Genomic DNA, 13324 nt, shown 5'->3' with positions numbered 1-13324 from the left:
GGTTTCACTTCCGTTCCGGCAGGAGGCTGCGGGTTTCTTCGAACACCCCGGCCATGGTCCAAGCATCAAAGGAGAGGAGCCGCACCGTACCTTCGGTGGCGGCCAGTGTTACGCGCCCGCCGCCTTGGGTCGGGTAGACGCGGGCAGTCAGCGGCTTGCCGTTGGCGAAAATTTCGACGGCGGACCGGTCCACCAGAATGCGTAGGCGAACCCATCCGTCCGTCATGGGAAGGGGGCCGGACTTCTCCTCCACATCAACGGCCGGGTCCAGGCTGCTGCGCGTGCGGTCCAGATGCAGCATGCCGGTGGCGCCTCCGTCGGCCGAGCGGCCCAGAATGACCACCGTCTCTTCAGCGCCGTCCACGGATCCAAGCAGTCCGAGTCGCAGCTCCGCACCTGCGGAGAGCTGCAACTCCACCTCAAGGTCGAGTTGGTTGCCGGAAACACCGGTATCCATGGCCGTTCCGGCCACCAGTACCTGGGCAGGCACATGGGAGTGATTCCTGCGCAGCTTCCCGATTTCGGGCACTGGCGCGAACTCCAGGGTTCCGTCGTTGCCCAACGTGGCGACCCGCGGCAGGCTCATGACCCCCGACCACCCGGCTTCCACCATGGCTGCGTCGCTTCGCCCCTCCTGCATCCAGCCGAACATGACCCGCCGGCCGGATTCATCCTGGAAAGACTGGGGCGCGTAGAAGAAGCGGCCGCCGAAATCCAGCCGGTGCAGCGACCCGGGTTCGAAGGTGTCGCCGGCGTAACGACCCGTCCAGTACAGCGGGTGGCGGGTTTCGCCGTCGTTCCACGCGGAAAAGACCAACACATCCGTCGAGTCACCGGCATGTGGAGATCCCAACGATCCTTGTCCTGCACGGAAAAGATCAACACATTCCCACATGGTCCCCGTCCAGTCAGGGCCTTCAGGATCACCTTGAGAGGCATCCCCGATGAACAGTGGCCCGAGATAATCCCAGGTGCGCAGGTCCGAGGACTCGTAAAGAAACGCCGTGCCGCCGACGTCCCGGATCCCCGAACCGACCAGCTGCCGCCAAACGCTTCCCTCCCGCCACACGCAATGATCGCGGAAGGCCGTGATGTCCACACCGGCCGGCGGTGCGCCAATGACCGGGTTTCCGGGGTCCTTGGTCCAGTCCTGCAGGTCCGGAGTTCCTGCGGCGACGCAGGGCAACTCCTTGCCGGCGTACCGCCCGGAGTACACCAAGGTGGGCGTGCCGCCGTCGTTCACCAACACCCCTGACCAGCAGCCCTCGGCGTCCGGTCCCGCGGACGGCTCCAAAGCTACGGGTTGGTCACTCCAGGAGACCAGATCGGTGCTGGTGGCGTGGCCCCACTGGATGCGGTGGTGGAAGGCACCCTCCGGGTTGTACTGATAGAAGAGATGGTAAGTGCCGTTCCATTGGCTGACACCGTTGGGATCGTTGAGCCAACCGGCCGGCGAGACGAAGTGGAAACGCGGCCTTAGTGGATCTGCCTCGGCACGGGCCACTAATTCATCCTGCGGAACCGTGGCGAGCGGATGGGTCACTTCAGTCATGCGGAAGCCTCATCTTGAGCGGTCGACGCCGGGTGGCCGGGTTGGATTGGTTCACTCGCCAGGGCGTGGCCGCCGGCAGCGGCCCATGGACGGTACAGGTGGCAGCGCACCCAGTGACGGTTTTCGGGGTCCCCCACCCGATGGCGGACGGGTTCCTCGGCCGAGCAGGCTTGGTCCGGGTCGCCGTCGAACATGCAGTGCGTCGAGGCCATGACCGCCTGCCTCAGTTCGGCCCGGCGGACGGGATCGTACGAGCCCGCCCGGGCCGGATCCGGCACGGCCGAGACCAGCAGTTGGGTGTAGGGGTGCGCAGGGTTGGCCAACAGATCCAGGGACTCGCCCTCTTCAACGAGCTCTCCGGCGAACATGACCGCCGTCCGGTCCGCCAGGTAGCGGGCGGAGGCGAGGTCGTGGGTGATGTACAGCATGGAGATGCCTTGCTCGTCGCGGAGCTTACGCATCAGGTTCAGCACGCCGATCCGGACGGAGACGTCCAGCATGGACGTCGGCTCGTCGGCCAGGATGACCTGCGGTTCAACGGCCAGGGCCCGGGCGATCGCAACGCGTTGGCGCTGACCTCCCGAGAGCTCGTGCGGGTACGAGTTCAGCATGTCAGCTTCCAGGCCGACGGTGGTCATAAGTTCTTCCAGGCGGTGCCGGGTCTGCTCCTCGGAACCGCCCTTGCCGTGGATCGCCAGGGAACGCCGCAGGAAATGCTCGATCCTGTGGGCCGGGTTCAAGGAGCCGAAGGGGTCCTGGAACACCATCTGCAATTGGGACCGGAAGGCCCGGGACGCTTGGAAACGATCCCGTTTGAGGACATCGACGCCGTCAATGAGGATCTCCCCCGAACTCGGCTTCTCGAGCCGCGCCACACAGCGGGCCAAGGTGCTCTTGCCGGAACCGGACTCTCCCACGAGGGCTACGATTTCGCCCTTGCCGATGGTCAGATCGATGTCGTGCAGGGCGCGGACGGAGTCGCGGGAGAACAAGCCGCCAATCGGGAACGACTTTCCCAGTCCACGGATTTCAAGGGCAGGGGTACTGGTTTTGGACGCGGCCGAGGGGGTCATCAGGGAGTGGCTCATCGTGCAGCTCCTTCGAAGTCAGTCGAATCAATCACCGAAGCGTCGGCACCAAACGGGGCCACAAAATGGCCGGGTGCTGCCTCGGTGAGGTCCGGGATGTCCCGGAACTTCACGCCGTCGGGCAGTCCCGTCAACGGAACGCGGGGACCGGTAAGGGGCGGAAACGCGCCCATCAGTGCCTGGGTGTAGGGGTGACGGGGATCGGCATATACGTCCTGGGCTTTCGCGGTTTCCACGATCCGGCCGCCGTACATGACGGCCATGCGGTGCGAGAGTTCCACCATGAGGGACATATCGTGCGTGATGAAAAGGACGGAGAAGCCAAGCTCGCGTTGCAGTTCCTTGATTTGGGCCATGATTTCCTGTTGCACCACCACGTCCAGTGCTGTGGTGGGCTCGTCGAGGATCAGCAGTGACGGCTTGAGCGCCACGGCCATGGCAATGACGGCACGCTGACGCATTCCGCCGGAGAGCTGGTGCGGGTAGGACTTCAGCCGGGCGGGATCGATCCTGACAAGCTCCAGCAGTTCACCGGCACGTCGCAACGATTCCTTCCGGGAGTAACCGGCGTGGGTGGTGAAGATGTCCACGATCTGGTCGCCGATGGTCATCACCGGATTGAGCGAATTCATGGCCGACTGGAACACCATCGCCACGTCCTGCCACCGGAAGCGCCGCAGCTCCTCGGCGCTCATGGCCAGGACGTCCTTGCCGCCGAAGGAAATGCTGCCGCCGGCGATCTTTGCGGGGTCCTTCAGGAGCCTCATGATCGAGTTGGCAATGGTGGACTTGCCGCAGCCGGACTCCCCCGCCAGACCGAACACCTCGCCGGTGCCGATGCTGAAGGAAACGCGGTCGACGGCGGTGGTGGAGCGGGTATCTCCGATGTACTTGACGGTGAGGTTCTTGACGTCGAGGACGGGTTCGTGGGAGCCGAAGGAGACTTGGGAGATGGTCATTTGGCGGTGCTCGTTTCGGCTTTCGTGGGTGTTGTTTTGGGCGTCTTGATCTTTCGCAGCCGCGGATTGGTGACTTCGTCCACGGCGTAGTTGATCAGGGCAAGGGCGAACGCGACCAGTGCGATGCACACACCGGAGGGTACGAAGACCCACCAGCTTCCGGTGAGCAGGGCACCTTCGTTACCGGCCCAGAAGAGGTTGTTGCCCCACGAGACCGTGCTGACGTCACCAAGACCCAGGAACTCCAGGCCCGCTTGGGCTCCGATGCCGTAGATGACGCAGGCCAGCAGCGTGCCCATGACGATCGAGGCCATGTTGGGCAGGATCTCGCGGAACATGATCCGTCCTGCCCGTTCGCCGGACACGACGGCCGCAGCGACGAAGTCCTTGGACCGGATTGACAGTGCCTGGGAGCGCAGGACGCGGGCCGAACCGGCCCATCCCGTGACCACAAGAACCAGGATCACAGTCCCCAGGCCCGGCGGAAGGAACGCCGCCAGGATGACCAGCAGGGGCAGTCCGGGCAGAAGCAGGAAGACGTTGGTGACCAGGGACAGGGCTTCGTCAATGAACTTGCCGAAGTACGCCGAGGCCAGACCCACGAGAATGCCGATGAAAGTGGACGCCAGACCCACCGTCAGTCCCACGAACAGGGAACTCCGTGAGCCGTGGACGGTCAGCGCCAGCACGTCCTGTCCCTTGGCGGTAGTCCCCAGCCAGTGCTCTGCATCCGGTTCCAGGGACGCCATCGCGGTGATACGTGACGGATCGCCGGGGAACAACACCGGCGCCAGGAGTGCCAACGCAATGAACACGATCATCACGGTCATGCCCAGCAAGGCTTTCTTGTTCGTGAGAAGTCCGTGGACGAAGCTGCGGTTGGGTTTGCGGGCAGCCGGAGCTTGAGTGGGCTGCTTCAGAAGTGCGGTTGTCATGATCAGTCCTCTAGTTGCTGCGCACGCGCGGGTCGAGGCGGACGTAGAGGATGTCCACCAGGAAGTTGGCTAGCAGCACGGCGGCGGTGATGGTCAGGAACAAGCCCTGCATCAGTGGATAGTCGAGGCCCTGGACGGCGTTCAGCAGTTGGTAGCCGACGCCCGGATAGGCGAAAACCACTTCAGTGAGCAGCGCACCGCCCACCACGAATCCCAGTCCCATCCCGAAGCTCGTCACCGAGGGCAGCATGGCGTTGCGTGCTGCGTAGCGAAGCATGATGCGGCCCGGGCGGAGTCCCTTGGCTTCGGCCATGGTGATGTAGTCCTCCGAATTCGTGGCGATCATGGTGTTGCGCATTCCCAGCATCCAGCCGCCAATGGAGACCAGCACGATCGTCAGCGCCGGCAACACCAGGTGAGCCCCGACGTCGCCGATGAACTCCCAAGTGAACGCGGGCTCCAAACCATCGGTGAACGCATGCCGGATCGGGAACCAACCCAGCACCACCCCGAACAGGTACAGCGCACCCATCGCGAGCCAGAAGTACGGGAACGAGCCGATGAAAACCAGCACCGGCGGGAGCGCAGAGTCGATCGCTCCGCCGCGCCGCCATGCGGCCAGGACGCCCAGCAGGTTACCCACGACGGCGGCAATCACCAGCGCGGTTCCGCCCAGTAGCAGCGTCCAGCCGATCTGGGACGAAATGACTTCGGTGACCGGCGTGGGGAAACGGGAGATGGAGACCCCCATCTGGCCGGTGAAGATGTTGTGCAGGTAGTCGATGTATTGCTCCCAGATGGGCCGGTCGTCAACACCCAGCAGCTGGCGCAGGGCCTCGATCTGCTCCGGTTGCATTCGGTCCTGGGAGCGGGCAAACATGCGGGATACGGGGTCTCCCGGCATGAAGCGCGGGAGCAGGAAATTCAGGGTGATGGATGCCCAGAAGGCGATCAGGTAGAAACCAAGGCGGCGCAGGATGAAGCGCACGGTTTCCCTCCATTCGGGAATTGCGGGGATTGCGGAAAGTGAAGAGGGCACGCCCGGCGGCAGTGGCCGGTTCAGCGGCAAGGTGGCGGCGTCGTGGCAGCGGGCAACCGCCGGGCGTGCAGTGAGAAGAGTTGCGGGGATTTACTTCCGCGGTTCCAGGGTGGTCAGAACCAGCACCGTCGTAGGTGATCGGACGGACAGCGTGGCGTACGGGTTGCCCTCGGTGGGCCAGCCGGTGAAGCGGGTGTCATTGAAGGCACCCCATTCAGGGCCTGAGAACAGCGGCACCAGCGGTGCTGCGTCGTTGTACTCTTCCTGCAGCTTGTTGGCGATGTCCTTTTGCTTGGACTCGTCGGTCTCCGCAACGAAGTCGGCCAACAGGGCATCGGCCTTCGTGTCGCCGAAGCGGTGGTAGTTATCGAACGTCTTCGTGCCTACCGGTTTGACCGTTGCGGTGCCCATGGAGGTGTTGAAGTACTTGTACGGGCTGGGATCGTTGGCGCTCCAAACGATGCCGGAATCGAAGTCGCCGGTCTCATAGCCCGCGACCACAGCGGCCCAGTCCGGGGACTCGACCTTGGCCGTGACGCCCACCTCGGCCAGGTTCTGCGAGATAACGTTGGCCACGGAAAGCCAGTCAGAGGATGTGGCACCTACGGAGATCTTGAATTCAAAAGGCTTGCCGTCTTTGAGGGTGCGCTTGCCGTCTGCTCCCTTGGGGTATCCCGCCTTGTCCAGAAGCTCGTTGGCCTTCTGCACATCGTGGTTGGTCCACGTGCAGTTGTCCTTCACCTGGGCGTTCTTCCAGGTCTCATAATTACCGGAGAGCCCGGTGCAGTCAGCCGGCTTGGCGTAACCGCTCATGCCGATCTTGGTGACCTGGTCACGGTCCACGGCCATGCTCAGTGCTTTGCGGACGTCGACATCGTTGAACGGCGCCTTGGTGGTGTTGAGCTGCCAGTTGATCATGGCACCGGTGGCGGGGAACCAGTATTGGCGGTGTTCCTTGTCCTTTGAAACAAAGGTCTTTTCGATGTTGGGAATGTACTGCGGAGCCCAGTCCACGTCCCCGTTCGCTGCGGCGAGGTTGGCGCCGTCGTTTCCTGCGAAAGCGAGCATCTTGATGCCGGCGATCTTCTGCTTTTCAGGCTGCCAGTAATTGGGGTTCTTCTTCAGCACGAAGGACTGGGCCTGGAAAGTATCAACCTCGGTGTACGGCCCGGTACCTACCGGCTTGGCATTCGCATCCTTCTCCGGGTCCGGCAAAGCGGACCAGATGTGCTTGGGCAGGATGCTGAGTTGGCCGACGTCGTAGAGGGCCGGCGACCACGGCTTGTTGAAGTTGAAAGTGACCTTGTTGCCCTCGGCGGTGACGGTGTCCAGGTACTCAAAGCCGCCCTTGATCTTCTTCTGGAGTTCGAAGGTGTAGGCAACGTCATCAGCCACGAGGGGCTGCCCGTCGGACCATTTCACACCGTCACGGAGAGTGAAGGTGACCGATTTGCCGTCCTCGGCTGCTTTCCACTCCGTGGCCAGCCACGGCACCGTGTCCCCCTTGGCCGGGTTGAAAATGAGGAGGGATTCATAGATGGACTGTTGGACCATCGGGTTCACCGTGGGAGCGAACGGGTTGAAATTCTGCACGAATGTGCCCATGTCCTCCCGCGGGATGGTGAGGAACGCGCCGGCGTTCGCTCCGGCGTCGGAGGTGCCTGTTTTAGAGACGTTTGCCGTGCAGCCGGTGAGCAGCATCGCGCCCACTGCAAGGCTCGCCGCCGTGATCCGGGCAGCCCGGAAGTATCGGGGTTGTGTCATGATGGTTATCTCTTTCCTATCTTCATCGTCCAAGGTGAAGGGGTGGGTAAGGGTTGCTCTTCGGCATTGATTTCGCGGTCAGACCGAAGAGCGTTCTAGCAGCGGACAGTCGACCAATTGCTGGTCGGCAAGGATCGGCTGTCCTGCTGTAAGAGCGGCAAGCGTTTGGACGCCCAAGGCGCCCATTTTTTCGAACGGCAACGCAACTGTGGTCAATTTGGGCCGCAGGTAGGCCGCAATGAGTTCCTGGTTGTCGAAGCCGATCACGGCGATGTCCCCGGGGATGGTCAGGCCCCGTTCCTTAATGGCGTCATAAGCGCCCATCGCCATGCGGTCATTGAGGCAGAACAGCGCCGTCGGTCTCTCTTGTGGCGGGTAGCGGTCCAGGATGTGGCACGCGGCGTCGTAACCGCCGTCGGCCGTTGCATACCCGGACACCACCAGTTCGGGGTCCAGCTCCAGTCCGGCGACGGCGAGTGCTTCGCGGGCACCCTCCAAACGCCCTACTGCCGCAGGAATGGCCGGGTCCAGGTTGATGACACCGATCCGGGTATGGCCGGCTTGGAGCAAGCGTTCGACGGCCACCCGTCCCCCCGCCCGCTCATCCGGGACGATCGAGGGCAGCTTCCCGTCCGCGTCGAAGCAGTTGATCAGGACTGTGGGGACTTCGTTGGCACTTTCGGGGACGTGAACGCCCCGGTGAAAGGTGGCTGCGTAGAGGAGTCCTTCCACCCGTTGTTCCAACAGCTTCTCCGTAGCAGCATCCTCCAGGCCCTCGTTGGGTCCCACGGCATCGGCCTGGTCGGAGGGCGCGATGAGCAGGAACCGGCGGTCAAGCCAGGCTTGGTCCTGGGCTCCTTTGATGATGTCGACGGCGAACGGAGCCGTGACGATCTCCGTCACGATCCCGTACCAGTCACTACGGCGGGATGCCAGCGCACGGGCGCCGGCGTTCGGGCGGTAGCCCAATTCCTGCACGGCGTCGTTGATCCTGGCGCGGGTTTCTTCGGAGATGCTTGCGTTCTCCCGGTTGCTGAGCACAAACGAAACAGCTGTCCGGGAAACGCCGGCGTGCTTGGCTACGTCTTTCATGGTGACACCCCGCTGCTTCACAGCCACGGGGGTGTCTGGGTTGGTGCTTTTCGCCATCGAATGCTCCGGTGTTCTTCGCTGATCCAGGTCTGCGCCCAACGTTGTTGTTCGGCCGGCCCGGGGTGGAAAGCAGCGTTGGTAACGCGCGTTACTTTCCGGACATGTGACTCAGGTTACCCGCGTTACTTGAACTCTGTCAACACTCTATCCTCGGCGTAGGGTCGCGCCCTGTATCCCCCGGATTCGCGGCGTGAACCTGACGCGCGCAGCCGTAAAGGCACGACGGCGGGCCGCCGCCCCTGCCGCCGTCGTCCACTGTTCCCGGACTACTTCGAGAGTGCCTCCTCCAACCAGGACCTCAACACCGGCGCGGGAGCCGCGCCGGCCTGCCTCGCCACGATTTTGCCGTCAACGATGATCATCAACGTCGGCACCGCCTGGATGGCGAACCTGGCAGAGAGCTGCGGCGAGTGATCCACATCGACCTTCACGAGTTTGATGCGACCGGCGCGTTCGTGTGCCAGTTGGTCGAGCACGGGGCTCACCATCCGGCAGGGTCCGCACCACACAGCCCAAAAGTCCACCAACACCGGAACGCTGGACCGTTCGGCGATCGCGCTGAAGTCGTCGTCGCCCGCTTCAACCACCCAAGGCAGGTCCTTGTGGCAGCTCCCGCAGCGCGGCCGTCCGTCGGCGGCGGCCGGAACGCGGTTCGACTTGCCGCAGTGAGGACATTTGATGATGGCTTTGTTCATGTGATTGAGGCCTCCGTGAGCTCCGTAGTGCTGTATTCAACCACGAGTTCGCCTCCGGACACGGTCACACTGACCACTCCGCCCTCGGCGATGCTGCCTCGCAACAGGGCCCGACCCACCTGTGTTTCGACGACATGGGAAATGTAGCGGCGCAGCGGCCGGGCTCCGTAGACCGGATCGAAGCCCCGCTCAGCAATCAGAAGGCGTGCCTCTTCGGCCAGGTGAAGCTCGATTTGCTGCTCGGCCAGGCGCTGCCGCAGCTGCTGGAACAGCAAATCAACGATTCGTTCGATTTGTGGCAGTCCCAAGGGTGCGAACAAGACTGTATCGTCGACGCGGTTAAGGAACTCGGGCCGGAAATGTGCCCTGAGTTCACCCATCACCATGCTGCGCGCCTCCTCGGTGATAGTCCCGCCTTCGGCCGAGCCTTCCAAAAGATACTGGGAACCGATATTGGAGGTCATGATGATGACAGTGTTGCGGAAATCGACAGTCCGGCCCTGCGAGTCCGTAATCCGTCCGTCGTCGAGGACCTGCAGCAGCGTGTTGAAGATGTCCGGATGGGCCTTTTCCACCTCGTCGAACAGCACCACCGAATAGGGCTTCCGGCGCACCGCTTCCGTGAGTTGCCCTCCTTCGTCATAGCCAATGTAGCCAGGCGGCGCCCCCAGCAGACGGCTCACGGTGTGGCGCTCCTGATATTCGCTCATGTCCAGCCGGATCATTGCGCTCTCGCTGTCGAATAGCGAGGCAGCCAATGCCTTGGCAAGCTCGGTCTTTCCGACGCCCGTGGGGCCCAGAAAGATGAAGGAGCCTATGGGTCGGCGGGGATCCCGAATGCCGGAGCGGGCCCGGATGATGGCATCCGACACCGCGTTGATTGCTTCTTCTTGTCCGACGACACGGGCGCGCAGGATTTCATCCAGGTGCAGGACCTTTTCGCGTTCGCCCTGCTTCAGCCGGGCCACCGGAATCCCGGTCCAGGCCGCCACGATGTCAGCGATCTCATCCTCGGTCACCACCTCGCGGAGCAAGCGCTTCTCGCCCTGTTTCGCAGTCAGTCGTACTTCTTCGGCGGCCAGCCGCCGTTCGAGGTCGGCAAGCCGGCCGTAGCGTAGCTCTGCCGCCAGGTTGAGGTCGTAGTTGCGCTCGGCTTCCTCGGCCTCCAGACGCGCCCGCTCAAGGTCAGTACGAATTCCCTGCAGTTTGTGGATCGCTTGGCGCTCTGCTTCCCATTGGGCCCTCTTGGCGTCTGCTTCGCCGCGCAGGTCCGCCAATTCACGCCTCAGCTCCGTGAGCCGCGTCTTGCTGGCCGGATCGGTTTCCTTGGCAAGTGCCGCTTCTTCGATTTCGAGCCTCGTGACCTTCCGGGTCAGCTCATCCAGCTCGGCCGGCATCGAGTCAATTTCCGTCCTGAGCCTGGCGCACGCTTCATCCACGAGGTCAATGGCCTTGTCTGGAAGAAAGCGGTCGGTGATGTACCGGTGCGAAAGGGTGGCCGCAGCCACCAGGGCACTATCCTGGATCCGTACTCCGTGGAATACCTCGAGCCGCTCCCGCAGACCTCGAAGGATGGAAATGGCGTCCTCGACGTCAGGCTCCTCAACGGTGACCGGCTGGAAGCGGCGCTCCAATGCGGCGTCAGACTCGATGTGTTTGCGGTACTCGTCGAGCGTGGTGGCGCCGATCATGTGCAGCTCCCCGCGTGCCAGCATGGGCTTGAGCATGTTGCCGGCGTCCATCGATCCCTCGGAGGCGCCTGCCCCGACGACGGTGTGCAGTTCGTCCACGAAAAGCAGGATCCTTCCTTCTGCCGCAAGCACCTCGGCGAGCACCGCCTTCAACCGCTCCTCGAATTCGCCACGGTACTTGGCACCGGCCACGAGGGCGCTCAGATCCAGCGAGAAAATGGTCTTGTTCTTCAGGCCTTCCGGCACATCCTGCCGGACGATCCGCTGGGCCAGTCCTTCCACAATGGCGGTTTTGCCGACTCCAGGCTCGCCAATAAGCACCGGGTTATTTTTGGTCTTGCGTGAAAGTATCTGGACCACCCGCCGGATTTCCGCGTCGCGGCCGATGACGGGATCCAGCTTTCCGGTACGCGCGTCCGTCACCAGATCGCGGCCGTATTTCTCCAGCGCTTCGTAGGTTTGTTCCGGCGTGGCCGAGGTAACGCGCTGGTTTCCCCTGACCTGGGTCAGGACGGACAAGAATGCCTCGCGGGTGATGCCGTGTTCCGCCAGCACCCTGCCGGCCGCCGTGGCCCGGCCTTCCTCCGCGAGCGCGACCAGCAGGTGTTCCACCGAGACGTATTCGTCCTTGAGCCGTTTGGCTTCACGTTCAGCAGCATCAAGGAGTGTGCCAAGCCTGCGGCTGACGTATACCTGGCCGGGTGCTGCGCCAGGCCCTGTGACTTTCGGCTTCTTTTGCAGCTCGGCCTCAACCGCCCTGTTCAGCTCCTCAACGTCAACCTGCATGCCTGCCAGAAGTCGCGGGACCAGTCCCCCCTCCTGTTCCAGCAGGGCCGCAAGCAGGTGCTCCCCGTCGGTCTCGGTATGCCCGTGTTGCTGGGCGATCCGCTGTGCCCCTGCCAAGGCCTCCTGCGACTTCCGGGTAAAGCTCTCCATGTTCATGGCTCAGCAGTCCTTTCCACATACGGGATTTCAACCAAACGTCGTTCCAGCGTCTCTACCCTCGCCAGCAAATCCAGTACCAGCGGGATTGCCGCATAGTTGAGCGACAGCTCTGAATGCAGCCGCAGGACGCGCGCGATCATTTCCGGAGCCCCCGGACTGAACCAGGGGCCGCCCGGGCCGTCGCCTCCCAGAGGTCGAACCAGATCCAGCTCCACGAACCTCATGACGACGTCGGAGTGGACACCGCTGCTGCGGGCCACCCCTTCGAGGCTCAGGCGCCACGGATAGGCGAGTGGATATTCCCGGCTCATAGCAGCCCCTCCCTCGGGTGGAAATCGGACACGGCTGCAAGCTGCTCATAGAGCTTGCGCACCTCACTACTCAACCGCGGGGGCACCATGACCCGGATTTCGGCGTAGAGATTCCCCGGCTGGCCTTTCGGATCGGGCAAACCCTGCCCGCGAAGCCGAAGTCTGCGTCCGCTGGAAGACCCTTCGGGTACGGTGATGGTCACAGGCCCGCCAGGCGCGTTGACCTTGATCCTGGCCCCGAGCGCCGCTTCCGACGGCGTAACGGGAAGGTCGAAATGGATGTCCCGGCCTTTGAGGCGGTATCTCGCGTCCGGCTGAATGCTTACGGTCAGGAAGAGATCCCCCGGCCGGCCCCCTTCGCGGCCACCGGCGCCCTCCCCCGCGAGTCGGATGCGCTGGCCGTCCACCACGCCGGGCGGCACGTCGACGTCGTAATTCCGCGTCTCGCCACCTGGCGCGGCCAGGCGAACCGTGCGCCGTCCGCCGCGGATTGCTTCTTCGAGCGTCAACCGAAGCCCGGCCTCGTGGTCTGAGCCCGGCGCCGGACCCGCCCCCTGCTGACGCAACCAGCCACCAAGCAGGTCCTCCCAATCGACGTCCCCTCCCATGTCGACATGGGCGCCGCCGTACGGGCCGCGTCCCGGGCGTGGGCCCGGGCGCGGACCACCGGAACCCCGCCCCGTGCCGCCGCCCTCCGAATCAGCACCGCGACCGGCATACTGCCGGTAGTCCGCGCCGAACCGGTCATAGCGCGCCCTGGTTTCGGGATCCGACAAAGTATCGTAGGCCTCGCCGATCTCCTTGAACTTGTCCGCGGCATCCGGCTCCCGGTTGACGTCCGGATGGTACTTTCTTGCCAGTTTGCGGTAAGCCCGCTGGATTGCCTCCGGCTTCGCCGCGCGAGAGACGCCCAGCACTGAGTAGTGATCCTTAGCCACGGTCAGCGTTCACCGCCCGGCTCACGACGACGGCGGCTGGCCTGAGGACGGTATCCGTCCCGCCGTAGCCCGGGCGAAGGACGGTGATCACTGTCCCGGGAGGAACCTCGTCCGTCGTCCTCTCGCTCTACGGACTCCCGCCGGAGCTCGACGCCGGCGGGGTAGAGCGGTGCGCCGCCGAGTTACTGGCAGCCACCCGACAGATCTCCGACGCCGCCGCTTACCAGACGCTCTGAACCGCACGCCGAAACATTC

The 13324-nt window shown here is 63.6% G+C and carries 13 protein-coding genes; 1 reads left to right on the top strand and 12 read right to left on the bottom strand.

All coding sequences use genetic code 11. The features are described from left to right. Positions 1-4: 4 nt before the first annotated feature. From JMY29_RS09125 to JMY29_RS09070, 12 genes are all read right to left on the bottom strand, one after another. Positions 5-1552 (bottom strand): glycoside hydrolase family 32 protein, encoded by a 1548-nt coding sequence (locus JMY29_RS09125; RefSeq protein ID WP_189075664.1) that lies wholly within the window; start codon positions 1550-1552, stop codon positions 5-7. Next, positions 1549-2640 carry an ATP-binding cassette domain-containing protein gene (locus JMY29_RS09120; protein WP_189075665.1) on the bottom strand — a complete coding sequence of 364 codons (1092 nt, stop codon included), beginning with the start codon at positions 2638-2640 and terminating at the stop codon, positions 1549-1551. The genes JMY29_RS09125 and JMY29_RS09120 overlap by 4 nt, the downstream gene beginning before the upstream one ends. Further along, positions 2637-3599, bottom strand: coding sequence for an ABC transporter ATP-binding protein (locus JMY29_RS09115; protein ID WP_189075666.1), 963 nt, complete (start codon positions 3597-3599; stop codon positions 2637-2639). Before JMY29_RS09115 ends, JMY29_RS09120 begins: the two co-directional genes overlap by 4 nt. Continuing rightward, the gene (locus JMY29_RS09110; RefSeq protein WP_018778582.1) at positions 3596-4534 is read right to left on the bottom strand and encodes an ABC transporter permease; all 939 of its coding nucleotides are present in this window, start codon (positions 4532-4534) and stop codon (positions 3596-3598) included. The genes JMY29_RS09115 and JMY29_RS09110 overlap by 4 nt, the downstream gene beginning before the upstream one ends. 10 nt (positions 4535-4544) lie before the next feature. Continuing rightward, a complete protein-coding gene (locus tag JMY29_RS09105) occupies positions 4545-5522 on the bottom strand; it encodes an ABC transporter permease (RefSeq protein ID WP_189075667.1) in 978 nt (325 codons plus the stop codon). A 141-nt stretch (positions 5523-5663) separates the two neighbouring features. Further along, positions 5664-7337 carry an ABC transporter substrate-binding protein gene (locus JMY29_RS09100; RefSeq protein ID WP_189075668.1) on the bottom strand — a complete coding sequence of 558 codons (1674 nt, stop codon included), beginning with the start codon at positions 7335-7337 and terminating at the stop codon, positions 5664-5666. A 78-nt stretch (positions 7338-7415) separates the two neighbouring features. Further along, positions 7416-8486 (bottom strand): LacI family DNA-binding transcriptional regulator, encoded by a 1071-nt coding sequence (locus JMY29_RS09095; protein ID WP_039240987.1) that lies wholly within the window; start codon positions 8484-8486, stop codon positions 7416-7418. Between the two features lie 269 nt (positions 8487-8755). After that, the gene (gene trxA, locus JMY29_RS09090; RefSeq protein WP_055976286.1) at positions 8756-9184 is read right to left on the bottom strand and encodes a thioredoxin; all 429 of its coding nucleotides are present in this window, start codon (positions 9182-9184) and stop codon (positions 8756-8758) included. Further along, positions 9181-11817 carry an ATP-dependent chaperone ClpB gene (gene clpB / locus JMY29_RS09085; RefSeq protein WP_189075669.1) on the bottom strand — a complete coding sequence of 879 codons (2637 nt, stop codon included), beginning with the start codon at positions 11815-11817 and terminating at the stop codon, positions 9181-9183. Before clpB ends, trxA begins: the two co-directional genes overlap by 4 nt. Continuing rightward, positions 11814-12131, bottom strand: coding sequence for a chaperone modulator CbpM (locus JMY29_RS09080; RefSeq protein ID WP_018778588.1), 318 nt, complete (start codon positions 12129-12131; stop codon positions 11814-11816). Before JMY29_RS09080 ends, clpB begins: the two co-directional genes overlap by 4 nt. Next, positions 12128-13069: a DnaJ C-terminal domain-containing protein gene (locus JMY29_RS09075; RefSeq protein ID WP_189075670.1), complete on the bottom strand. Its 942-nt coding sequence runs from the start codon at positions 13067-13069 to the stop codon at positions 12128-12130. The genes JMY29_RS09080 and JMY29_RS09075 overlap by 4 nt, the downstream gene beginning before the upstream one ends. Further along, positions 13062-13160, bottom strand: coding sequence for a hypothetical protein (locus JMY29_RS09070; RefSeq protein WP_237567113.1), 99 nt, complete (start codon positions 13158-13160; stop codon positions 13062-13064). Before JMY29_RS09070 ends, JMY29_RS09075 begins: the two co-directional genes overlap by 8 nt. Here JMY29_RS09070 and JMY29_RS09065 point away from each other — a divergent pair. Continuing rightward, complete coding sequence (locus JMY29_RS09065; RefSeq protein ID WP_189075671.1) at positions 13153-13305, top strand: hypothetical protein; 153 nt, start codon at positions 13153-13155, stop codon at positions 13303-13305. The two genes, JMY29_RS09070 and JMY29_RS09065, sit on opposite strands and share 8 nt — an antisense overlap. The last annotated feature ends 19 nt before the right edge of the window (positions 13306-13324 follow it).

It is taken from the genome of Paenarthrobacter nicotinovorans (genome assembly GCF_021919345.1).
GTDB lineage: Bacteria > Actinomycetota > Actinomycetes > Actinomycetales > Micrococcaceae > Arthrobacter > Arthrobacter nicotinovorans.
This window is presented reverse-complemented; position numbering and strand designations above follow the sequence as displayed.

Coding starts and splice junctions, on each gene's coding strand:
- JMY29_RS09125 (WP_189075664.1), bottom strand. CDS start 1,552: ATGACTGAAGTGACCCATCCGCTCGCCACGGTTCCGCAGGATGAATTA.
- JMY29_RS09120 (WP_189075665.1), bottom strand. CDS start 2,640: ATGAGCCACTCCCTGATGACCCCCTCGGCCGCGTCCAAAACCAGTACC.
- JMY29_RS09115 (WP_189075666.1), bottom strand. CDS start 3,599: ATGACCATCTCCCAAGTCTCCTTCGGCTCCCACGAACCCGTCCTCGAC.
- JMY29_RS09110 (WP_018778582.1), bottom strand. CDS start 4,534: ATGACAACCGCACTTCTGAAGCAGCCCACTCAAGCTCCGGCTGCCCGC.
- JMY29_RS09100 (WP_189075668.1), bottom strand. CDS start 7,337: ATGACACAACCCCGATACTTCCGGGCTGCCCGGATCACGGCGGCGAGC.
- JMY29_RS09095 (WP_039240987.1), bottom strand. CDS start 8,486: ATGGCGAAAAGCACCAACCCAGACACCCCCGTGGCTGTGAAGCAGCGG.
- trxA (WP_055976286.1), bottom strand. CDS start 9,184: ATGAACAAAGCCATCATCAAATGTCCTCACTGCGGCAAGTCGAACCGC.
- clpB (WP_189075669.1), bottom strand. CDS start 11,817: ATGAACATGGAGAGCTTTACCCGGAAGTCGCAGGAGGCCTTGGCAGGG.
- JMY29_RS09080 (WP_018778588.1), bottom strand. CDS start 12,131: ATGAGCCGGGAATATCCACTCGCCTATCCGTGGCGCCTGAGCCTCGAA.